The sequence below is a fragment of the Gilliamella sp. B3464 genome, assembly GCF_026536145.1.
GTDB lineage: Bacteria > Pseudomonadota > Gammaproteobacteria > Enterobacterales > Orbaceae > Gilliamella.
This window is the reverse complement of sequence record NZ_JAFNOQ010000001.1, coordinates 272,839-295,107: the sequence shown is the minus strand read 5'-3', so window position 1 is coordinate 295,107 and position 22,269 is coordinate 272,839. Positions and strand designations below refer to the sequence as shown.

The 22,269-nt window shown below is 35.7% G+C and carries 22 protein-coding genes, 1 pseudogene and 1 riboswitch; of the genes and pseudogenes, 10 read left to right on the top strand and 13 right to left on the bottom strand.

Annotated features, from left to right (window positions below):
- The first annotated feature begins 87 nt into the window (after positions 1-87).
- From J3U57_RS01290 to J3U57_RS01260, 7 genes and pseudogenes are all read left to right on the top strand, one after another.
- Positions 88-318: pseudogene (locus J3U57_RS01290) on the top strand (helix-turn-helix domain-containing protein).
- Positions 319-321: 3 nt separating this feature from the next.
- Positions 322-1,395 carry a hypothetical protein gene (locus tag J3U57_RS01285; protein WP_267343602.1) on the top strand — a complete coding sequence of 358 codons (1,074 nt, stop codon included), beginning with the start codon at positions 322-324 and terminating at the stop codon, positions 1,393-1,395.
- Positions 1,396-1,428: 33 nt separating this feature from the next.
- A complete protein-coding gene (locus J3U57_RS01280; RefSeq protein WP_267343601.1) occupies positions 1,429-2,394 on the top strand; it encodes a hypothetical protein in 966 nt (321 codons plus the stop codon).
- A 441-nt stretch (positions 2,395-2,835) separates the two neighbouring features.
- Positions 2,836-3,162: a hypothetical protein gene (locus tag J3U57_RS01275; protein ID WP_267343600.1), complete on the top strand. Its 327-nt coding sequence runs from the start codon at positions 2,836-2,838 to the stop codon at positions 3,160-3,162.
- A gap of 262 nt (positions 3,163-3,424) precedes the next feature.
- Positions 3,425-3,628 (top strand): heavy-metal-associated domain-containing protein, encoded by a 204-nt coding sequence (locus tag J3U57_RS01270; RefSeq protein ID WP_267343599.1) that lies wholly within the window; start codon positions 3,425-3,427, stop codon positions 3,626-3,628.
- A 318-nt stretch (positions 3,629-3,946) separates the two neighbouring features.
- Positions 3,947-4,450 (top strand): STY0301 family protein, encoded by a 504-nt coding sequence (locus J3U57_RS01265; protein ID WP_267333663.1) that lies wholly within the window; start codon positions 3,947-3,949, stop codon positions 4,448-4,450.
- A gap of 123 nt (positions 4,451-4,573) precedes the next feature.
- On the top strand, positions 4,574-5,080 hold the full coding sequence (locus J3U57_RS01260; protein ID WP_267343598.1) for an STY0301 family protein: 507 nt from the start codon (positions 4,574-4,576) through the stop codon (positions 5,078-5,080).
- A 119-nt stretch (positions 5,081-5,199) separates the two neighbouring features.
- Here the strand turns inward: J3U57_RS01260 and thiD are convergent, their stop codons facing one another.
- The 13 genes from thiD to J3U57_RS01195 all read right to left on the bottom strand — a co-directional run bounded on the left by thiD (position 5,200) and on the right by J3U57_RS01195 (position 17,285).
- Positions 5,200-5,994, bottom strand: coding sequence for a bifunctional hydroxymethylpyrimidine kinase/phosphomethylpyrimidine kinase (gene thiD / locus J3U57_RS01255; RefSeq protein ID WP_267333661.1), 795 nt, complete (start codon positions 5,992-5,994; stop codon positions 5,200-5,202).
- Between the two features lie 11 nt (positions 5,995-6,005).
- Complete coding sequence (gene thiE / locus J3U57_RS01250; protein WP_267333660.1) at positions 6,006-6,647, bottom strand: thiamine phosphate synthase; 642 nt, start codon at positions 6,645-6,647, stop codon at positions 6,006-6,008.
- A gap of 9 nt (positions 6,648-6,656) precedes the next feature.
- Positions 6,657-7,445, bottom strand: coding sequence for a hydroxyethylthiazole kinase (thiM, locus tag J3U57_RS01245; RefSeq protein ID WP_267333659.1), 789 nt, complete (start codon positions 7,443-7,445; stop codon positions 6,657-6,659).
- 60 nt (positions 7,446-7,505) lie between these two features.
- Positions 7,506-7,608: riboswitch (TPP riboswitch) on the bottom strand.
- A gap of 39 nt (positions 7,609-7,647) precedes the next feature.
- Entirely contained in the window at positions 7,648-9,051 is a 1,404-nt protein-coding gene (gene trkA, locus J3U57_RS01240; RefSeq protein ID WP_255307739.1) for a Trk system potassium transporter TrkA, read from the bottom strand.
- A gap of 76 nt (positions 9,052-9,127) precedes the next feature.
- On the bottom strand, positions 9,128-10,123 hold the full coding sequence (gene trpS / locus J3U57_RS01235; protein WP_267343597.1) for a tryptophan--tRNA ligase: 996 nt from the start codon (positions 10,121-10,123) through the stop codon (positions 9,128-9,130).
- 39 nt (positions 10,124-10,162) lie between these two features.
- Positions 10,163-10,858 carry a phosphoglycolate phosphatase gene (locus J3U57_RS01230; protein ID WP_267343596.1) on the bottom strand — a complete coding sequence of 232 codons (696 nt, stop codon included), beginning with the start codon at positions 10,856-10,858 and terminating at the stop codon, positions 10,163-10,165.
- Positions 10,851-11,528, bottom strand: a complete 678-nt coding sequence (gene rpe, locus J3U57_RS01225; protein WP_267343595.1) for a ribulose-phosphate 3-epimerase — start codon at positions 11,526-11,528, stop codon at positions 10,851-10,853. The genes J3U57_RS01230 and rpe overlap by 8 nt, the downstream gene beginning before the upstream one ends.
- A gap of 37 nt (positions 11,529-11,565) precedes the next feature.
- Positions 11,566-12,387: a Dam family site-specific DNA-(adenine-N6)-methyltransferase gene (locus J3U57_RS01220; RefSeq protein WP_267333655.1), complete on the bottom strand. Its 822-nt coding sequence runs from the start codon at positions 12,385-12,387 to the stop codon at positions 11,566-11,568.
- Between the two features lie 48 nt (positions 12,388-12,435).
- Positions 12,436-13,284, bottom strand: a complete 849-nt coding sequence (locus J3U57_RS01215; protein ID WP_267343594.1) for an SPOR domain-containing protein — start codon at positions 13,282-13,284, stop codon at positions 12,436-12,438.
- 68 nt (positions 13,285-13,352) lie between these two features.
- Positions 13,353-13,874, bottom strand: a complete 522-nt coding sequence (gene aroK, locus J3U57_RS01210; protein WP_065634798.1) for a shikimate kinase AroK — start codon at positions 13,872-13,874, stop codon at positions 13,353-13,355.
- 186 nt (positions 13,875-14,060) lie between these two features.
- Positions 14,061-15,023, bottom strand: coding sequence for an arabinose-5-phosphate isomerase GutQ (gutQ, locus tag J3U57_RS01205; protein WP_267333653.1), 963 nt, complete (start codon positions 15,021-15,023; stop codon positions 14,061-14,063).
- Positions 15,024-15,210: 187 nt separating this feature from the next.
- Positions 15,211-15,834: a LysE family transporter gene (locus J3U57_RS01200; RefSeq protein ID WP_267343593.1), complete on the bottom strand. Its 624-nt coding sequence runs from the start codon at positions 15,832-15,834 to the stop codon at positions 15,211-15,213.
- A gap of 8 nt (positions 15,835-15,842) precedes the next feature.
- Entirely contained in the window at positions 15,843-17,285 is a 1,443-nt protein-coding gene (locus J3U57_RS01195) for an LTA synthase family protein (protein WP_267343592.1), read from the bottom strand.
- Between the two features lie 728 nt (positions 17,286-18,013).
- Here J3U57_RS01195 and J3U57_RS01190 point away from each other — a divergent pair.
- From J3U57_RS01190 to glyA, 3 genes are all read left to right on the top strand, one after another.
- On the top strand, positions 18,014-19,666 hold the full coding sequence (locus J3U57_RS01190; RefSeq protein ID WP_267343591.1) for a PT domain-containing protein: 1,653 nt from the start codon (positions 18,014-18,016) through the stop codon (positions 19,664-19,666).
- A gap of 292 nt (positions 19,667-19,958) precedes the next feature.
- Positions 19,959-20,522, top strand: coding sequence for a hypothetical protein (locus J3U57_RS01185; RefSeq protein WP_267343590.1), 564 nt, complete (start codon positions 19,959-19,961; stop codon positions 20,520-20,522).
- Between the two features lie 442 nt (positions 20,523-20,964).
- Entirely contained in the window at positions 20,965-22,221 is a 1,257-nt protein-coding gene (gene glyA, locus J3U57_RS01180; protein ID WP_267333259.1) for a serine hydroxymethyltransferase, read from the top strand.
- Positions 22,222-22,269: the final 48 nt, after the last annotated feature.

Here is a 22,269-nt window from a genome sequence, read left to right as displayed (position 1 = left end):
CCTATAAGCCACACTGATATAATAAATCCACTTAAACGTGACTTATAGTCCGTGGTCTGATACGCTACATAGCGTAATACTATTCGGATGAGAAAATCCGATGAAATTAAAGTCCTGTTTGGACAGAGAGTTAAACAGCTCAGATAACTTGCTGGTATGTCTCAAGAAACATTTGCTGATAAATGTGGTCTTGATCGTACCTATATTAGTGGCATTGAGAGAGGGGGAAGAAATCCTACTCTAGAAGTAATCCAAGTCATTGCAAAAGGATTAGATACTGACATGTCATCACTGTTTTTTTCAAGAATTAATTGGTAGCTGATGAAAGGCTTAGAAAACTTATCTGATGTCGAAAGACTAAAAATACTTAAAAGTATTCGCATTGCTTCATCTTCTGAAGAAGAGTTTGATGAGTATATTTCTTTATACTCAGGTTCAATGGGCGAGGATGAGTGTAGAAGACGATTAAATGGCTATTTTCTAGAAGACGAGTTTGCATTACTATGTTTTCTTATGGGCTCTTGTACTAGCTTGGTGCCTTTAGGGCAATCGTCAGTTAATAATCCTGAACTTAAAATTCCTGATTATATGGCAAGTTTTAAGTTACCTAAAGGAAAAGAGTTTAAATGCTTTGTTGAGGTGAAAACATCTAATAGTATAGAAACAAAGAAAATTTCTAATACTATGTTTGAAAATTATCTGAATTTTGCTCATAAATTTAACCTACCATTGTTATTTGCATCAAGAATACAACAAAACAATCTCCTGTTTTGGATCATTCAAACTGTGGATGAGTTTATTGATAACGGAAGAAAAGCAAAAATTGATTATTTAACAAAAACATCTGGCTCCGTATTATTAAATGATTGTTTTTTATCTTTAATAACTCCATTAAAACTTGAAATTCAGTTTACAGATGAACCCATAAATAGTGGAATGTGGTACCCAAATTATGGGTACGTTAGTGAAATTAAAATCAGTCAGCTAGATAGCAGTGGCAATGAAAAGATTTCATTGAAATTAGAAAAAAATGAGTTAATTTTTGATGCTTTATTAAATTGTTATCAATGTGAGAATATTAAAAATGATAAAGCTCTTATTTTAGAGAAAATAATACCTGCATTGAGCTCAGAGTTAGTCAGTAGCCTACTATTAAAAATGAATTATATAGTTGATCAGGGTGATGGGCGTATGAATGCAAGTCGACTATTAGCTAAAATGGAAAACGGTGAAAAACCACTAATCAATAATACTTTTTTGTTTAACTTGTTTACAGCGATAAATAAGAAATTTAATGAAGCTGGTGGTTGTGATGTGCTTGGGGTACTTACTTTAGGTGATGATCATACGGCAAAAAGAAATCTCAAAAAGTTAATGCAATTAAATAAAAAATAGGATATTTGTTGTGCTGACTAATATTTAGATACTATGGACTTATTAAAATTAATTAAATCAAAAACAAATTATTTTAGAGGTACGCCGTCAGAGCTTGGTTTAGATGCTGTTGTTCATCATATCGAAATATCAGAAAGTCATTTTGAGCTAGGTAAAAGTAATGGTGAGCATTTGTATACAGATGTCATTTATCGAACTAATCAAGCTTTTGAGGGGGCATTAAAAGAAGCATATCGTATTTTGACAGGGGAAGATCCATCCAATAAATCACCTTTTCAAATTGAAAAATATTTTAGCTCTAATAGTTTGCTAAAGGATAGAGTATTAGCTCATTTTACTACTTATAGAACTGAGTGGAGGAACAAATCTACTCATAATTACCAGTTGTTTTTTTCATCGCAAGAAGCCCTTTTAGCTATTGTAAGTGTTTCAGCTTTTTTCAATATATTGTTAGATCAAATGCTCGAAAAGCAATATTTCGACATTGAGAAAGCAAAAACTGAAAAGCGGGCAAAAGGTCTCTTTGGTGATAGTAATATTTATGGCTCACTTAGTTTTATGCAACAAGTGATTGAGCTTCTAAAATTATTTTCTATGGAGCTTAAAGAAGAGTTTGAAGAATGCGTAACACTTAAAGAGTTTGAGCTTCAGGGTCGGTTTGCTGGATTTATTTCAGCAGCCGATCCAGAAGTTGAGGTTTTAACTGATTATCCACTAAGCCATAGTTTAGGGCGGTTCCATTTTGATATGCTACTTAAAAAAGGTAATAGCCATTTGATTATTGAGCTCAAACGACCACAAATAGAATATCAGCATAGAGTCAAGGATGGAATCGAACAGTTAAAGCATTATTTAGTTGCCAGCTATATATCACAAGGTATAGTTTTTGTTCCTGCCTATGTATCTAAAGTAAAAGAAGACTATCAAGAGTATTTTATTGATGAACCAAGTGGAGAACTAAAAATTGCAGCATTTACGCCAGCAATGCTTACCGAATAATAATTCTTGCTCAAATTTAGTTACCTTTGTCATAGAGTATTGTCAGATTGAGTAATAACTATTAGTGCATATATTGAAATAAAGATTAGCTAAAAGATAATATAATCAAACAAATAGTTCTATTATAGAACTTTTATATTGAAATCGATAATTATTCTAATTATTGCCATAATTTTCACTGTATAAATTAAACTGGGCTGTATTTGAAATATAAGATTTAATGCTCAAAAGAGGTGAATATTATCAATATAACAAGGATAGTTTGTTGTATTAACATTAGATTCTAACTAGAAGAAACGTAATTATAATAACTTTGTATAGAATAGAAATAATCTAGTATGCGTGTAATGCGATTACTGTATAAGTTGGATGATTTATGAAAAACTATTTAGTCAAATTTTTCTTTTAATTATACTAATTTAATTAACTGGTTGTAGCCTTATGGACTATAAAAAAGTTATCCAATATGTAGAGCCAAGTGCTAATGAACCAAGGGCAAGGGTTATGCTTGTAGGGGATTATGATAGTTGGTATTATTTTAGTATTATCAATTTTGATGTAATAAAACCTAATTTGGGTTATCTATATACTGAAGGTAAAACAACAAATAGACCAAAAGTAAAAAATTTGGGAATGAACGTAAAGGTGAAAGGCAAAAATAAAGCTAATCAAATTTACTTACCTGCTGGTCAAATAATAAAAATTGGCGTTTATGGTCAACCGTCTGGTATGAACGTTACTCTCTTTGTATTCGTGGTAAAACTATGACTCTAGAGCAAGATATTGATTATGTTCTTTTCTTTGATAAAGTTACATTAAATAATAAAAAATATTGCCTTCTTTAGCTATACAAAGTTATTAATAAAACTCAGCTTGAATTTATTAAAAATTAGTTATATATAATGCTATATAGGTACAACCGAAAACAATTATTTAAAAGAATGAATGGTTCTTTGTGTAACATTTAAATGATGTTAAATGAATTTTTATTTAATAGTAGATTTTATCAGATTGATTAGAGAGGTCTATCATGAAATTAATAGTCGATAATATGACTTGTCAGCATTGTGTTAAAGCAATTACTAAGGCGATTAATGATATCGATCCCAAAGCTAAGGTGACGGTTGATTTAGCCAAACATGAAGTTGATATTGAGGGGGGTAGCATTTCGCAAGAAGCAGCAATTGCAGCAGTCAATGAAGCCGGTTATGAGTTTGTGGGTATTTCATATTAATTTTAATCAGTTTAATGGTAGATAACTATCCGGTGATTTTACTGTGTAGCATGTGGCAAAATATTAAGTCAAATTAAAAGGGGATTTTCGCTAAAATCCCTTTTTTGTTTTCTGCTATATTTTTGTTGACTATTCATGGTTGCAATGTATTTCACTTAAAGCAATCTCAATAAAACCCCACTCAAAATCATGATAATGATAGATGCAATTATCAATGATTAAATCTACTTGACTAAGTCGATATTTTCGCCATAATTGCCGTAAATATTCAATATTTCAAAATGTTATTTACCTGCAATGCTTAAAAGGATAATCAATATGCAAGGAAAAACGTTAAATGCGATCGTTACAATCATTGTTGGGTTTGCAATGGTTTTTACCGTCAATGCTTACCAAATTGATTGTCCAAAATCGATTGATGTTAAAGAAAAAGTTGAAAACATGTCAGACGGATGGGGGGCAGCTGATAGGGAAGAATTTTGGAATAGTGGTTTCGTGAAAAACATTTCACATAAATCTACCGGTGTAGGTGTTTTTTTGGGAGAGCCTTTAGTGGTACAAAAATCTGAGGATTATGTGCTGAATAACAAGAAAGGTTTTAAGAAATATCGCAATGAATGGGACGTAAGTTTACGACCTGAAGATACTGATCGTTATTATGCTTCATGTTTCTATTATAACAGTGAGGTTGTATTAGTAAAAAAGATTGATACATCGATGAAAAGCTGCTGGACTGACGTCTCTTTAGATGAGCTTGGTAATGAGATAAATAGTGAACACACACTTTATTGCAGTACCAATAAAAGGGGTGATAATCATTAATGTTATGTGGGATCGCTAGTCATTGCAATCCCCCTAGTTTAACACTCTATTTCATCATGATTTTCACTCAATTAGGCTAAAATAATTGATTATGTGCCTAAAAATTTTAAAAGGATGAACAATATGCAAGGAAAAACGTTAAATGCGATCGTTACAATCATTGTCGGGTTTGCAATGGTTTTTACCGTCAATGCTTACCAAATTGATTGCCCAAAATCGATCGATGTTCGAGAAAAAATGGTAAACATGCCAGAAGGTTGGGACCTGATTGGTAAGAGCAAATATGCTGATGCTTCTGATATCGATAAGACTATCCTTTCACAGGACTTTTGGGGTATTAATGTTTATCTAGACGATCCGGCGGCGATACAAAGACCCCATCAACGTTTGCTAAGTAAAAAGAATGGCGTTAAAAAATATCAGTTTATCTGGGAGGTTGAACAATTTAAACCTAATGAGAACTTTTATGTTCGTTGTGACTACTCTGGAAGTAGGGTTAAATTGGTGCAAAAAATTGACTCATCGATGAAAAGCTGTTGGATTTTTTATTCTCAGGATAAATACGGCAATAACGTATCTCATGAAAATACACTTTATTGCAGTACAAATAAAGCCGAAGATGTTAAATAATCCTATGTGGGATTGCAAAGCTTGGCAATCCCACACCCGTTCAACTCTCAAACTGTCATGATTTTCCCTAATAACGGGTAATCAAGCATCAAGTAATCCATTATTTTGCTCGCTAGCTTTTACCACCATTGATAAAAATGGTGGGTTGGACCAATTCCTTTGCCAATCGATAAATCATCGGCATGACTAATTGCACCTTGTAAGTAGTTCTTTGCTTGTTGAATGGCATCTGGCAAGCTGTGTTGCGGTAATAATGCGGTAATTGCAGCTGATAAAGTGCATCCTGTACCATGCGTATTTTTAGTTTGGATACGAGGCGATACCATTCTAATTGTTTGGTTTGGAGTAATTAAATAATCTGGGCTTTCTTGACTAAGTAAATGCCCACCTTTGATTAATACCGCTTTACAACCTAATTTTAGCAAGGCATGTCCTTGTGCCTGCATTTCGTCCTCATTTTGGGCTTCTTGACAATCGAGCAGGGCAGCCGCTTCTGGTAGATTCGGGGTGATAACGGTGGCTAATGGTAAGAGTAATTCACGGATTGCATTCACCGCATCAGATTTCAGTAGTGGATGACCGCCTTTAGCCACCATGACAGTATCAAGTACGATGTTGGCAATCGGATGTTTTTTTAAGAGATGATGAACCACTGTCACAATCTCTTTATTCATTAACATGCCCATTTTTACACTATCAATATTGATATCCTGATACAGAGTATTAAATTGGGCTTCTACAAATTCAGGCGAGACAGGTAAAACAGCATCGACGCCTTGCGTGCTTTGTGCGGTTAATGCGGTGATCACTGACATGCCATAAGCACCTAACGCCGAAAAGGTTTTCAAATCTGCTTGTATACCCGCGCCACCGCTAGGATCGGAGCCGGCAATGGTTAATGCAACTGTTGTCATTCTTTGATTTCCTATCTTGCTTGTTGAATTTTGGTCAGTAGCGATTGACTGGCATTAGCAATATCTGCTTGACCACAAATAGCGGATACTACTGCGACACCTTCAATACCAGTTTTTATGACCTCAGTGACATTGGATAAACCAATTCCGCCAATGGCAACCGCAGGACACTGTTTGAGTTTCACAAGTTCAGCTAATTGTGCAGTACCTATGGCGGAGGCCGCATCTTTTTTGGTTGAAGTTGGGAAGATTGGCCCAATACCCAAATAATCAACCAATTGCCATTCAACGGCATCAAGTTGTTGTTGATTACTAACAGAAAAGCCGAGCCATTTATTTGCACCGATTAATTGACGAGTAACGGCAACAGGTAGATCACGCTGTCCAATATGTACGCCGTCAGCGTCTATCGCTAATGCGATATCGACATGATCATTAATAAGTAGCGGTACTGGTGTGTCTTTTAAAAGGTGTTTGAGCTGCATAGCTGCATGATACCAATCTTTACCTGATAGTTCTTGTTCTGATCTTAATTGTACGGTAGTTACACCATTTTCGATGGCAATTTTGGTGGTATTAAGCATACCTTGAATACCGCCACACAATTGCGGATCGAGCACTAAATAGAGGGTTAAATCGAGTTGTTTTTTCATCTGCTTGCCCTATTTTGAACCATCAACAAAAAGTGAAAGCTGATCGATAAGCGACACAGCAAAACTGCCTAGTCCTTGCTGTTTATTGGCTCGCTCACCAGCTTTTTTCATCATATAACAAGCACTGGCTGTGGCAGCTAAACTATCAGCACCACAAGCAATAAACGCAGCAACCATCGCGGATAATGAACAACCTGTACCGGTAACAGACGTTAATGCAATATCTCCACCCGCAATGCGATAGGTGTTCTCGCCGTCAGTGATATAGTCAATATCGCCTGTCATGGCGACAATGGTTTGATAACGACGAGCCAATTGTTGAGCTGCCGTTAATGCAACCGTTGTCGAATCTTGGCTATCGGTACCTTTAGAAGAAGAATGTTCGCCATTTAGCGCTAAAATTTCAGAGGCATTACCCCGAATCGCTGTAGGTTGGTATTTTAATAATTGTTGAGCGATATCAGTGCGATAAGCTAAGGCAGGTCCAACGGCAACCGGATCAAGCACCCAGCGTGTTCGGCTTTGTTGGGCTTGTTCGGCAGCTAACAGCATACTTTCAGCAATATTGCTATGCAGTGTTCCAATATTAATTAATAAGCTATTGGCAATATCGACAAATGATTTCACTTCTTGTTTGGCAATAATCATCGCTGGCGATGCACCAATTGCCAGTAAGATATTGGCGGTAAAATTTTGCACGACCTCATTGGTGATGCAATGCACTAATGGGCGTTGCTGCTTAACAAGGTGAATAAATGGTGTGGCGTGCTCAGCCTGAAAGGTTTTTATCTCTGACATATTCTTTCCTTAACGATTAATACAACTTATAACAGGTTAGGAAGAATTTGCCAATCAGAAGGTTAACGGCTTAGACTTCCCTACGCTGGTATAATCCAGATCAGGTTCAACGGGTAAAATCTCAGTTTTTTGTATCAAACAAAAAACACCCCGAGTCAAAACAATTTGTGTATTATGAACTGAGTATCAGTTTTAAACAAGATTATTGTAATAATCTTTCAATATCGGTTATGGCTTTTCTATCAGGTAAAAAGATGATTAAGTGGTCATTATCTTCAATAGTTAAATCAGTATTAACAATAATCACATCTTCACCTCGTACTACTGCACCAATTGTTGCAGCTGAAGGTAATTTTAATCCATTGATATTTTTACCAACAAGTTTTGATGTATCACTATTGCCTTTCGCCACAACTTCAATAATTTCGGATTCCCCTTGTCTGAGTGAAACGACTTTGACGATACCCGTTTGTCTTACATGGCTTAAAAGCTCAGAGATTGTGGCATGCTGTGGTGAAATAGCAATATCAATCACACTATCATTGATCAATTCTAGGTAAGCTTGCCGTTGAATCAAAACAATCACTTTTTTAGCGCCCATTCGTTTAGCCAGCATTGATGACATAATGTTAGATTCATCATCACTGGTGACAGCGATAAAGAGATCGGTTAATTCTACCTGTTCTTGTGAGAGGAGTTCTTGGTCTGAAGATTCGCCATGTAATACGGTTGTATTGACCAACTGTTCAGCAATAAACTCAGCTCGTTGAGCATTACGTTCAATTAACTTTACTTGATAATCGTTTTCTAAGCGTTTGGCTAGAGCGACAGCAACACCGCCTCCGCCACTAATAATGATACGTTTATAGGGCTTTTCTAAGCGTTGTAATTCACTTGTTACGGCTTTTATGTTCACCGGAGGGGTAATAAAATAGACCATATCACCCGCTTCAATTAAGGTTGAACCGATTGGGCGAATAAAACGATTTTTTCGATATATCGCAACCACTCGAGCTTCTACATGCGGTAAATGCTCTTTTAGTTCAGATAATTCACTGCCCACTAATGCACCGCCATAATAAGCAGTGACTGCAACCAGACAGACACGATTATCATAAAAAGAGGCAAATTGTAAAGCGCCTGGATATTGTACTAACCGGCTGACATGATTAGTGATTAAATTTTCGGGTGCGATGATGTGGTCAATATTAATACAATCTTTGTTAAAGAAGGGATATTTTTCGTCGTTATATTCAGGTGCTCGAATACGGGCAACTTTTTGCGGTATTTTAAACATGACATGACCAATTTGACAGGCCATCATGTTAACTTCATCAGAATTGGTTACAGCAACAAGCATATCAGCGGATTCGGCACCGGCGCTTTCTAATACCTGAGGGTATGAAGATTTTCCTAAAATAACTTGTAAATCAAAGCGTTCTTGTAGTGATTGCAGTTTGTCATGATCTTCATCAACGACAGTAACATCGTTTTGTTTTTCGGTAACCAGATACTCAGCTAATGCGCTGCCGGTTTGTCCTGCACCTAGAATAATAATCTTCATAACAGACCTATCATCGTTAAATGACTTTACTACGCTTGCCATCTTGTGATAAGCGTACTTATGTCAATTAATATTGTTTAAGTTTACCCTTTATTTGCGCTATTTATTCGACTCGCTATTAAACAAAACCGATTACATCGTATACTTTTTTCAAGGTCGGCTCGGCTTTAGCGCGCGCTTTTTCAGCGCCTTCACGCATAATAGAAAATAGATAATTTTCATCGTTGCGATACTCATGATAACGGGCTTGTAATGTTGTTAACATATCGATCACTTGCGTTGCTACTTCCGTTTTCAAATGACCATACATCTTTCCTTCAAACTCTTTTTCAAGCTCTGCTACCGGTTTACCTGTAACGCCAGTTAAAATATCTAATAAATTAGAAACGCCGACTTTATTTTTTAAGTCATAGCGAACTACTGGTGGCTCGTCAGAATCGGTCATCGCACGTTTGATCTTTTTCTCCACATCTTTTGGATTTTCAAGTAGGCCGATCACGTTATTGCGGTTTTCATCAGATTTAGACATTTTTTTGGTTGGTTCTTGTAATGACATCACTCTTGCACCAACTTTAGCAATAAATGGCTCTGGTACAGTAAAAACATCACCATAAAGTGCATTAAATCGCATAGCAATATCACGTGTTAGCTCAAGGTGTTGTTTCTGATCATCGCCAACCGGTACTAAATTGGCTTGATATAGCAAAATATCAGCAGCCATAAGTACAGGATAATCAAATAGACCTGCGTTGATGTTTTCTGAATGACGTGATGATTTATCCTTAAATTGCGTCATGCGGCTAAGTTCACCAAAATAGGTATAGCAGTTTAACGCCCAGCCTAATTCTGCATGGGCAGGAACATGAGATTGTACAAATATAGTGCTCTTTTGTGGATCAATTCCGCATGCCAAATATAATGCCATTGTATCTAGCGTTGCTTTGCGTAATTTTTGTGGATCTTGTCTTACGGTTATCGCATGTTGATTGACAATACAGTAAATGCAGTCATATTCGTTTTGTAGCGCAACCCAATTTTTTAAAGCACCTAAATAGTTGCCAAGTGTTAGTTCTCCTGAAGGTTGTGCACCACTAAATACAATCGGTTTACTCATAATTTATTCCTAATTTATTTATGCTCTGTTTTTTGCTAATTATTTTTTTGCATCAGCTTTGGGATGAGGTAATAACGTTAATATATCTTTAAAATCATCAAATAAGAAATCGGGATCACTTGTTGCAATCGATATTCCATAATTATAACCATAGCTTAATGCTACAGTAGGGCAATGTGCATTTTTAGCTGCCATAATGTCATTTTGAGAATCACCCACAAATAATAATTGATCACTAAATAGACCAAAGGTCGCCATCACTTGATAAAGTCCAGCTGGATGAGGTTTTAATTTGATCACATCACCACCCCCTAAGACTAACGAAAAGTATTCTTTTATTCCTAAAGAAGTCAGTAAATCAGGCAAAAATTGTGCAGGTTTATTGGTGACTAAAGCAAGTGGATAGTGGTTGTCATGTAATGCTTTTAAGGTTTGTTTGACGTGTGGAAATAACTTAGTTTCTACATCCATAACCTTATCATAATGTCGATTAAAGAGTGCCTTGGCTTGTGAAAACATTTCATTGGAAGGTTGGACATTGATAGCTTTAAATATGCGTTCTAACATCACATCAATGCCATTACCTACAAAGTTTTTAACCTGTTCATTGGTTATCGTATTTAATTTTAAATCGGCAAGCATATGCTTGGCTGCAAGCGCAAGTCCAGGAACACTATCCACTAGTGTTCCATCCAGATCAAAGGCGATGGCTTGAATATCGTCGAGTTTAGGCATGATTCACTCCTGATAGCGCTTTACGCATTGCATCAATCACTGTTTTATAATCTGGTTGACTAAATATTGCTGAACCTGCAACAAACATATCTGCACCAGCTTTAGCAATTTCGGCAATGTTATCAACTTTTACACCACCATCAATTTCTAAACGAATATTTTGTTTAGATTGATTAATACGCTCTCTTACTTGTTGTAGTTTTTTCAATGTTGATGGAATAAATGATTGCCCACCAAAACCAGGATTTACGCCCATTACTAAAATAATATCGACTTTATCCATCACATAATCTAAGTAGTTTAAAGGTGTAGCAGGATTAAGCACAATACCCGCTGTGCAGCCATGATCTTTGATTAATTGTAAAGAACGATCTAAGTGGATAGTCGCTTCTGGATGAATAGAAATATTCGTTGCACCTGCTTTGGCAAATGAAATAATCAGCTCCTCAACAGGGGTAACCATTAAATGGACATCTATCGGTGCTGTTATACCAAAATCGCGCAGAGCCTTACAAAACATACTGCCCATGGTAAGATTGGGAACAAAGTGATTGTCCATTACATCAAAATGAACAACATCTGCTCCTGCATCAAGTACTTTTTGAGTATCCTCACCAAGCCGAGCAAAGTCAGCAGATAATATTGATGGGGCTATAATAAATTCTTTCATGATAAAACCTCTTGTGCTAAAAGCTCATCCCTGTCGTTTAAGATTTTTGATATAGTGCTAAAATCTCGTCAATTTTTTTTCGCCCTTCACCAGCACAGCTAATCGAACGACGCATTTCGGCCCGATAAAGATGACGTGCTTTTTTATATAAGCTTCTTGTATAAGAAGTATCATGATTAGATACAAGAACCGGAATATCATTTTGATAGGCGATATTTTCAGCAAGTTGCGATAACTTTTTATGTTCTTCAAAGCCAAAATTATTCGAATAATAGGCTGTAAAACCCGCCGAATCACCCGCTGAAAGGTAAGGAGGGTCACAATAAATTACGGAATTTTGTTTAGCTTTTTTCATTACTTCATAATAAGGAGCACAAATAAATTGGGCATTTTGAGCTTTTTTAGCAAAAAAATAGAGTTCTCTTTCTGGAAAATAGATAGTTTTGTAACGACCAAATGGTACATTAAAAAAACCACTATTATTATAACGGCATAAGCCGTTGTAACCATGTCGATTTAAATAAACAAATAATAGTGAACGTATATATTGATCTTTACTATGATTAAATACATCACGCAGTTGATAAAAGGCATCAGACTGGTTGTTCTGATGAGTAAATAATAATTTAAGATCATTAATAAATTGATCTGGGCTGGATTTTAACAAGTTAAATAATGCAATCAGATCATGATTGATGTCAGCTAAAATATAGCTTTTATAATGTGTATTTAAAAATACTGATCCAGCACCAACAAAAGGTTCAATTAATTGATCGCCTTCAGGGAGATATCGCCTAATTGTGTCCACAAGCTCATATTTTCCTCCTGCCCATTTTAAAAAGGCTCGTTGCTTTTTCAACGGTTACTCCTAGTTTTTCTTTGTAGTCGGATAAATGAACGATATCCTTTAGTTGTTTGCAATTTTTTCTTTGTTAATAGCGGCTCCAGATTTAACCCATGGTTTATCTTTTTGGAGTGCTGCTGGTAAAGATTTCATCGCTTTATGAGCTTCATCTCTTGATGAATAATTGCCTTTGATTAAAATGAACCACGTACCATTTTTATGTTTAGTTTCATAAATATGATAATCAGTAATATTATTTTGTTTTACAAGTTTTCTTAGACCTTCAGCCGATTTAGAAGCACTAAGCTGAATTGTATAACGATCGTTTCCTATCTTGGCATTTTTAGCGGTATTGGTTTTTTCGTCTTTTCTATTAGTTGATTTTCGATTATGACTATCTGTTTGGTGTGAAACATGGGTTCTACCGTTAATGTCATTAATTGTTGTCGTTCTATTTGTTGACGTTGTTATATCACGATTAACTGAAGGAGCAGTTGGCGTATATGTGTTCGCTAAGTCGCTACCTGTATCGCTAGGAATATCCAGTTGTTGTTGCGTATTTGTTTGATTTAACGCATTTTCAGTTGGTGTCTGGGTTGCAATACCAGCACTTTCTGTTGGCATTGCATTTGTCGCTGGACTGTTTAGTCCGTCAGTGACAGGCGTAGTATTGGCATCAGCTGAACTTACACTATTCACTTCAGGAGGCGTTACAAGCGTCGGCTCATTTTTACGTGAAGAAGATCGAAAGATAATTAAACTAAGTAATAACAGAATAATAACGATTGCCAAACCAAGAATAATTAATTTTTTTCTTGGAAAATCTTGTAAAAAACTTGGCAATGTCAACGAGGGCTTAGCGTCCTTACTAGGTTGTTCTGTTATATAACGGTCATCTCTATCTACACGCATACTTGCTCCTTAACCTATCCAAAAGGTTTAATGCTTTATGACTAACCATTATTATTTAAATAAATGGCTTAAATTTGCTCTATTTTTTCAATGATATAACCCGCAACACCTTTGGCACTTTGTTCATCTGTTTTAATAGTAATATCCGCAATTTCTTCATAAAGAGGTTCACGTTCACCTGCTAATTCTTCATAAAGTTCTCTTGGAGTATTACCACCTTGTAATAATGGACGACGTTTGTCTTTTTGCGTCCTTGCCATTTGTTTTTCAATAGTTGTTTCTAAATAAACAACAATGCCACGTGCTGATAATCGATTACGGGTCTCTTTTGATAATACTGAACCACCGCCGGTAGCTAATACTACACCTTGTTTTTCAGTTAATTCATTAATAACTTTTTCTTCTCTGGCTCTGAATCCGTCTTCACCCTCTAAATCAAAAATCCATGCAATATCAGCACCAGTACGTTTTTCAATCTCTTGATCTGAGTCGAAAAATTCCATGCCCAACTGTTGTGCAATTTGTCGGCCTATAGTGCTTTTTCCAGCCCCCATTGGGCCAATTAGAAAGATATTTCGCTTTTCTGCCATTGTAGTTTCATCATCTATTAATTTTGGTTAAAATATACAACACAATGTTAATGTTCATGACTGATTGAATCATTTACTTCATTAACTGTGTAACTTTTCTTGGATCTCCGTCTAACGACAAAAATTTAGGTCGGTAATTATCTCAATAGATAGTACCTTTTTGCAATAAGTATTTGTAATAGTTTTCTAGCTTATTCCTGCTTGGTGTAAATCATGAATATTTAACGCACCGACTAATTCACCTTCGGTATTTACAACGGGTGCAGCTGTAATATTGTGGTCATTAAATGATTTTAAAGCCTCTACTGCTTTCCAATTTTCGGGGATTTGATATCCTGGGCTGGTCATCACGTCTGTAATGCTGTCTTGCAATGTTCCATTTTTGAGTAATAAACGGCGTAAATCCCCATCAGTAAATACGCCAACAATTTTATTATTATTTTTGCAGATTGCAACTAAACCCACGCCAGTTCGGCTTAATTCTAACATAGCATCCAATACGGTTGCTGTTTGTGGTACTTTTGGAATTGAATCGCCCTGTCGCATAACATCTTTAACATGATTAAGTAATTTAGCGCCTAAACTCCCCGCAGGATGAGAGCGTGCAAAATCTTCTTCTTTAAAACCTCGAGCACGCATAACCGCTATAGCAAGCGCATCGCCCATTAATAAGGTATTGGTCGAACTCGAAGTCGGTGCAAGTCCCATAGGGCAGGCCTCTTTTTCAATTGAAATATCAAGCACAGCCTGAGCAGATTTAGCTAATGGTGAATCTAACCCACCTGTAATTGCAATAATAGGCACATTCATTGCTGTAAGGATAGGGATAATAAAATTAAATTCTTTTGCCCGACCAGAATAAGAAATTAAGATAACAACATCATTTTCGGTCACCATACCTAGATCACCATGTAGTGCTTCGGAAGGATGCATGAAAAAAGCTGGGCTACCAGTGCTGGCAAGTGAAGCCGCAATTTTTTTACCAATATGCCCAGATTTCCCAATACCTGACACAACAACTTTGCCTTTTGTTGTTAAAATCAGCTGACAAGCTTTAATAAAATCTTGTCCGAGTCGGTTCGGTAGTTTTTGAGCTTCGTAAAGTTCTAATTCAAGTAGCTCACGACCATATTGTAATAATTTGTCCATTTTCAACAAGCCTAACGCATTTAATATGAATAAAATGAAGTTATAATCGGTAATAACAACGTAAGATGATTATAAAAAGTCAGATTACTGATATTTTATCAATTAACGATTGAATATTCAAAAAAGAAAGGTATGACATTAAAGCATTTGTGGTATTTCAAGCCTTTAAACATCAATACATAATAATTTATAACCCAAAAGCCACTTTTATGCCCAATGTGATTAAAATTACCCCCAATAATTTATCGATAATTAATTGCATTTTAAAATAGTGTCGTTGAACTGCTTGTGTTTGAAAGATGAAAACCACAAAGGGCCACCATAATACGGCTTCTATCCAAATGATGAATGCAACTAGCAATTTGTCGGTGGTTGACGAGTTAGCATTTAATACTTGGGTAAAAATAGCTAGAAAAAATAACGTTGCTTTAGGATTAAGCAAGTTACACAACAACCCTTGTATAAACGCGGATTTAGCGGACATTTGTTTGTCAATTAATTGTTGACTGACATAAGTAGTATTGGTCTTTTTTGCAAGTAATGCTTTAATGCCAAGCCATAATAAGTAAGCGGCGCCCGCATAGCGTAATACATTATACAGTAATGGCGTAGCAGCAATCAGTACTGCCACACCGGCTACACAATAACTCATATGGATTAATATTGCAGTGATGACTCCCAAACACGTCAACAGGGCTATTTTTCGGCTATAAGTTAAGCTGTTTTTCAAAATCAAAAAAAAGTCAGGGCCAGGCGAAATCATGCCAAGACAACTGATGGTTGACACTAAAAGTACGGTATCAAGAGTCATAATTATGCCTAATTCAACAGTTGAGCAGCTTGATTTAAACTAGCAATGCCCGATTTATTTTGTTCAATATACTGTTTTTTATCTAAATTTGGTTGAGTTAAATAATCGGTTAAAAATTTAACATTGCTGTTAATTTGAGCGCCATTTAAAATGAGCCTTGGTAAATCAATCTGATAAATGGTTTGATCAGGTGTTTTTTGTAAATCAACTGTTTGTGCGTTTGTGAGCAAATAAAGCTTACGTTCTTTTTCTGAAAGATGTTTTATCGTTGGGGTTGCAGAGCCCATCATTAAATGATCGGGAAAGATATAAAACACGGTGTTTTCAAGTAGTCCTTGATCTTTTAACTGCTTAATAAACTGACCAACATTATAGTCTAACGAAGCAGCAACAAATGACATATTATCGTCTTTCGGTGCAATCACCGATCGCATTCGTTCGTCATAAAAACCATTTGGCGCATGCGTTGAAATGGTTGAAATAAATAGCGCGAAGGGTTTACCTGAGCTATGCAAACTCGTTACCTGTTTGTGGGCTATATCTAATATATCTTTATCATATAAACCAAAAGGCGCATTAGGATATTGGCCAGCATAGTTTTTCTCAGAAACGACTTGCATGCCTAACAGCTCGGCTATGTGTCCAATACCCGCAAATTCAGGGCCAGCCATAACATAGCGCGTTTCATAGCCTGCTTGTTTGAGTACGTCACCCAAGCTGACTAATTGTGTTTTATTTGCGCTGGCCAGCGGTGATGTCGAATATTCACCAATTAAAAATGGCATGCCAGTCATATAAGTATACATTGAAGCTGTTGTCCAACTGCTACCAGGGCTCATTGGCATATTCGCAAAGAAGGTATAGTCTTGCCGTAGTTGGCGTAAATGTGGCGTAATATCAGTAAAATCAAAAAAACCTTGTTCAAACGATTCTAAAGATAGAACAATAATATTTTTACCTTTTTCACTAGTGATTTGTTGCTTATTTGGATAATTGTCCATGTTTAATGCGTGTAGTGCCTGCTCAAATGATCGTTTAGGTGCACAGGTCACTTGATAGATCTCGTATATTCGGCTAAATGGACCGTTTTGATAACTTAATGAGATAATTGCTATTACGCCAATTAATATTCGAATCGATAATCGACATTTATGTTGGCACAAATTAGCTAACTTTGTCAGCAAATATATCAATATAAAAAAAACCGCAATCACAAGTACGGCTTGTAATTTAAAGATAAACAGCCCTTCAATAATATCATTAACATTTAAATTAACGTAAAACTGATAATCGATAAATCCACCACTAAAATAGATCGAGGTCAGTTCCATCACAATAAAAACGGTCATTAATACTATGATCAATAGTTGCCATTTTTTTTGTTTAAATAATGAAGCGAAAAGAATAGTTAGTAGCAAAAAAGGTAAAATAACAAGGGTAGATAAAGGCATAAAAACGTGTTACTCAGCAATTAACTTTGCCACAGTATATACGTATTCTTGAAAAAATAAAAAAGTAACCAAGGGTGGTATAACGAACATTATATTCCATTATTGTTGGCCACTCAGCATTGGCGGTTAAAGTTATTAAAAAAATTAATAATCTCTTTTTATTTTTTTGATATTAAATTAATAGGTTAATAAAAAAAACAACGATAATATGAAGAATTTCACTGTTTTGTTGCTATTGTTTTTTTTACTTACTTCTGTTATCAAAGATTCTGACTATTATGCGTGACCTATAAATTTGAGAAATATGTGGATGAAGATAACATTGTCTATTAGAGGTTAGATGTATCGAAAACTAAAATAACTTAACTTGTTTTTGAATAAATAAAAAAAGATTATATAAACACAGTTATCATTCTGTTATTTTCTGAAAATAAAATAAAGCTTATGAAGTGATTGCTACTGGTAAAGCATCTTTCCGATCTATACAGTTTAATTTAAGCAATAAGATCGATAACGATACGGTATGTATTCACTTTTTAAATAAACAACAAACCTACAAATTACTATCAGCCATCATTAAAGTAGACTTTACAATTATTAACTATTTTATCATTGATGAGTTTGATTGTTTTTTTTATACTCGGTCAGTCAATATTATGACTGGCATACAGTATTTGTTCAAAATTTAGTATAAAAGAACAATGGATTATTTAAAAAGGATTAAAAATATGTTAAAATACAGTTGTTTACGGGGCCAGCCAGCCAGCCAGCCAGCCAGCCAGCCAGCCAGCCAGCCAGCCAGCCAGCCAGCCAGCCAGCCAGCCACATATAGAATAATTCACTTTTTTAGCGCGTTTGTTAGCGTTATTATTCCAGCCAGAAATTCCTTTTTATTATTTTATTTTTTCATTAATCAATTTGTTGGTCGGTTAAAATTAGCCGTTTTATCCAAATTAGACTTATTATTAAAATTATTTATAAAACGACGTTTATTGTTAGTGTTTTTGTTATGTTCGGTGCTGTTTAGTATGCCCGTTTATGGATTAAGTTCACAAACAGCCAAGGCCATTAATGGTAGTAGTCCGTATTTAAGTTTTGACAATGGTAAGAGTGCTTCATCAACAATACTACCGTTGTTATCTATTACGCTACCGAATAAAGTAGTCATTTCGGCATTGGAAGACAATTCAAGTGCGACAGATCCTATTATGATAGATAAGGTGTCATCGACATTTAGTGATATTGTGACAAATATGCCGTTTGCAAATTATCCATCAACGACCTTAGCCAATGTGGTCGTGACAAATAATTATTGGCACGATCCGGATGGTGATAAATTATTTACGATAACGGGTAATATGCAAATAAAGTGGGAAAATGCGGCAGGAGAAGATGTCACCAATTATGTCAAGTCAAATCCAAATAGTGAGTTAGACACGTGTAAATCGCCTTATAAATTAACACTCAGTGCAGATGCAGGTTCGTTAGCAACAAATTATGGGATCCCTTCAATAGGAAGCTTTACGGGGGGCAGTCATAGTTATTATCTTTACCCTAGTACGCCTAAAGTATGTTATGTTAAACCAAGCCTTGCATATGGTCGTCATTTCAATGATGAGGGTCTAGGTGGAGAGATTGCTGGTCCACCTAATATTTGGAATCCAGACCATGGTTTTCTTGTTCAATCTATCACGCCCGAGTCATATGGCATTAACTTTCCGACTACGGGTGCTGACAATTTATATTTTGATCTTGATATAAGCGGGACAGGAGCATTAAATTGGCCTGTAGTAACACATGGGGGGATCACAGCCACAATGATTCCAAATAGTAGTGGTACCAGTGTGCGAGTGACACTGACTGGACCTGTTGCAAGTGAGGCTCAAAAGCAAGCACTTACCCCTGGTATTATTCCAAAACCGAACTTACCTGCAACATTTGAGTTAGTGGGTAAAGATAATCAAGGTAAAGAAGTAATAAAATATGGGTTTGTGTTAAAGCAGTGGTTTGTTAATAGGGGACAAAATAAAGTTAGGTACGATAACGCAGAAACTTGGTGTGATAGCATAGGTTATCAGCTTCCAACAGTAAAAGATCTTACTAACGGCTATTGTCCATTTCCAGATGATCCAACTTGTCAATCAGCTGTACCAACATCGGATTCCTCACCTTATCAGCGTTACATTGGGGCAAGTTTTTTAGCTGAGTGGGGCAAAATGGGAAATTATCCAAATGCAGATTTTAATAATAGCGAAACATGTCTATATTGGACAAGAGATCGTGGACAAAGTGATAGTTATTATCGTGTTTTCTTCGACGATGGAGTTATCTACGCTTTTGGTGGACATCTTTCTGTCTATTCAGTATGTGTAGCTCCTTAGCAATCATTTATGTCGAGCATGTGTTTTAGATTTTTAAAAATTTGGGTTTAAAAAAGCAATAAAATTTAGGATGATAATACTGTTTTTTTATAATGTCTGTTTAATGAACAATAGTGTTTTCATTGAAATAAGGCTTATGTTATGGCATACACATGTGCGTATGATTTAGTGAATAAATATATCAAGTAGCTTTTCGGATCGATGAATTTTTTACTAGCAGAATACAAAATGAGCATTACTGATTTGATTAAAATTCATAATCACTATTGATTAGATAAAGGTGAAATGTAGTATGGATATAATTGATAAATTAGAGAAAAGTAATAGTCGCACTAGTATTTATTTTTTCAAGCAAGGAATATTTGCGCAGTTGTATGGCATGTCGCTTTATTTGGCTAGAATAGAGTTAAATCTTTTGGTGAAAGTATGCGGTGTTCGTCATAAAAAAAGTGGTGGCGATCTTATTCTTAGAGGGGGATTACCGGTTTCAACCTTAGAAAAACATTTTGGTCGTAGATTAATTCATCATGATTATGGTTATGAAATAAAGTTAACACATGAGATAGAGGATTTAGCAGATTATAACAGTTGGTATCTCAAGCAAAAAAATTATCTACTAAAGAAAGAAGCAATCGAGCGAAATAATAAAACAGAGCTAGTAGAGGCTGAAAAAAACTTAGAAGTATCGGCTTTGAGCAGAGAGTTAGCAGCCAGCAGGCAGCTAACACTCAGCGAGCAAGAGTATTATTTTTTAATGAATTGGCGACAGGATAAATATCCATCATCAATAGAATCGGGTTTTATCCGAGGTTTGAAGGAAAAAATTTTATCACAGGGGCGAAGCCGTCTGAGATAAAATTTTTAGTATAAAAAACATGCATTTTTATTTTTTAAAATAATGTAAAATCTCAACACACTTTTTTTGAGAGAAAGTTATTCACACAATAATGAAATAGCCGATATCAAATCGGCTAAGCATGAAAACAATCCGCTAGTTAATTAACGATTTCACTCAACCAATCACTATTTATTCACATTTTTACTTATTATTTTATCAACGAGTTAATACCTAAGCGAAACTGACCTATCAATTCCTTTAGTAAGTGAATAATTAAAACTGTAGACCAAAATAGCAAATCTCTTTTTCAGCATTTTTCATATAAATATTACTTATAATGATTAAAAAAAGATTGAAATTGCTGGTTAATTAAGTAACGATAATCGAACAGGATTTTTTTTGAACATATTAATACAACAATTAGCCGCAAGGTCAATGTGATTGACAACAAGGAGCCAACATGTTTAGTAAAGAAATGACAATTGCCGATTATGATAAGGATTTGTGGGATGCGATTAAAGGTGAAGAACAACGACAAGAAGATCATCTCGAACTTATCGCATCAGAAAATTACACCAGCCCACGTGTGATGCAGGCTCAAGGCTCTCAACTGACCAATAAATATGCGGAAGGTTATCCCGGTAAACGATATTATGGCGGTTGTGAATATGTTGATATTGTTGAGCAATTAGCCATAGATCGTGCTAAAGCATTATTTGGTGCCGATTATGCCAATGTACAGCCCCATTCTGGGTCACAAGCTAACTTTGCTGTTTATACCGCACTTTTACAGCCCGGCGATACTGTTTTAGGCATGAATTTATCTGAAGGCGGTCACTTGACGCACGGCGCACCTGTTAGTTTTTCAGGTAAACTTTATAATATTGTTGCCTACGGTGTTGATGCTACCGGTCATATCGATTATGAGCAACTAGCTAAAATCGCTAAAGAGTCGCAACCTAAAATGATTATTGGTGGTTTTTCAGCTTATTCAGGTATTGTTGATTGGAAACGTATGCGTGAAATAGCTGATAGCGTAGGGGCATACTTTTTTGTTGATATGGCCCATGTTGCAGGTTTAGTTGCCGCAGGTGTTTACCCAAATCCAGTGCCTTATGCGCACGTTGTAACAACAACGACACACAAAACGCTTGGCGGTCCACGTGGTGGATTAATTTTAGCTAAAAATGGTAGTGAAGATCTTTATAAAAAATTAAACTCATCGGTCTTTCCTGGTGCACAAGGTGGTCCTTTAATGCATGTTATTGCAGCAAAAGCAGTTGCACTGAAAGAAGCGATGGAGCCAGAATATAAAATTTATCAACAACAAGTCGTAAAAAATGCACAGGCGATGGTTGAAGTTATTTTAAAACGTGGTTACAAAGTAGTTTCTGGCGAAACTAAAAACCACCTATTTTTAATTGATTTGGTTGATAAAAATATCACAGGTAAAGAAGCGGATGCTGCTTTAGGTAGTGCAAATATTACAGTGAATAAAAATAGTGTTCCTAAAGATCCACAAAGTCCATTTGTTACCTCTGGTGTGCGTATTGGTACGCCGGCAATTACCCGACGTGGTTTTAAAGAAGCCGAATCACGGGAACTCGCGAATTGGATGTGTGATGTGCTCGATAATATTGATGATGAGCAAACAATTCAAGCAGTAAAAGAAAAAGTGTTAACTATTTGTAAGCGACTACCGGTTTATCAACATTAATTTTGAATGATATTCGCCGGCCGCTAAGTCGGCGAAATTAATCGTCAT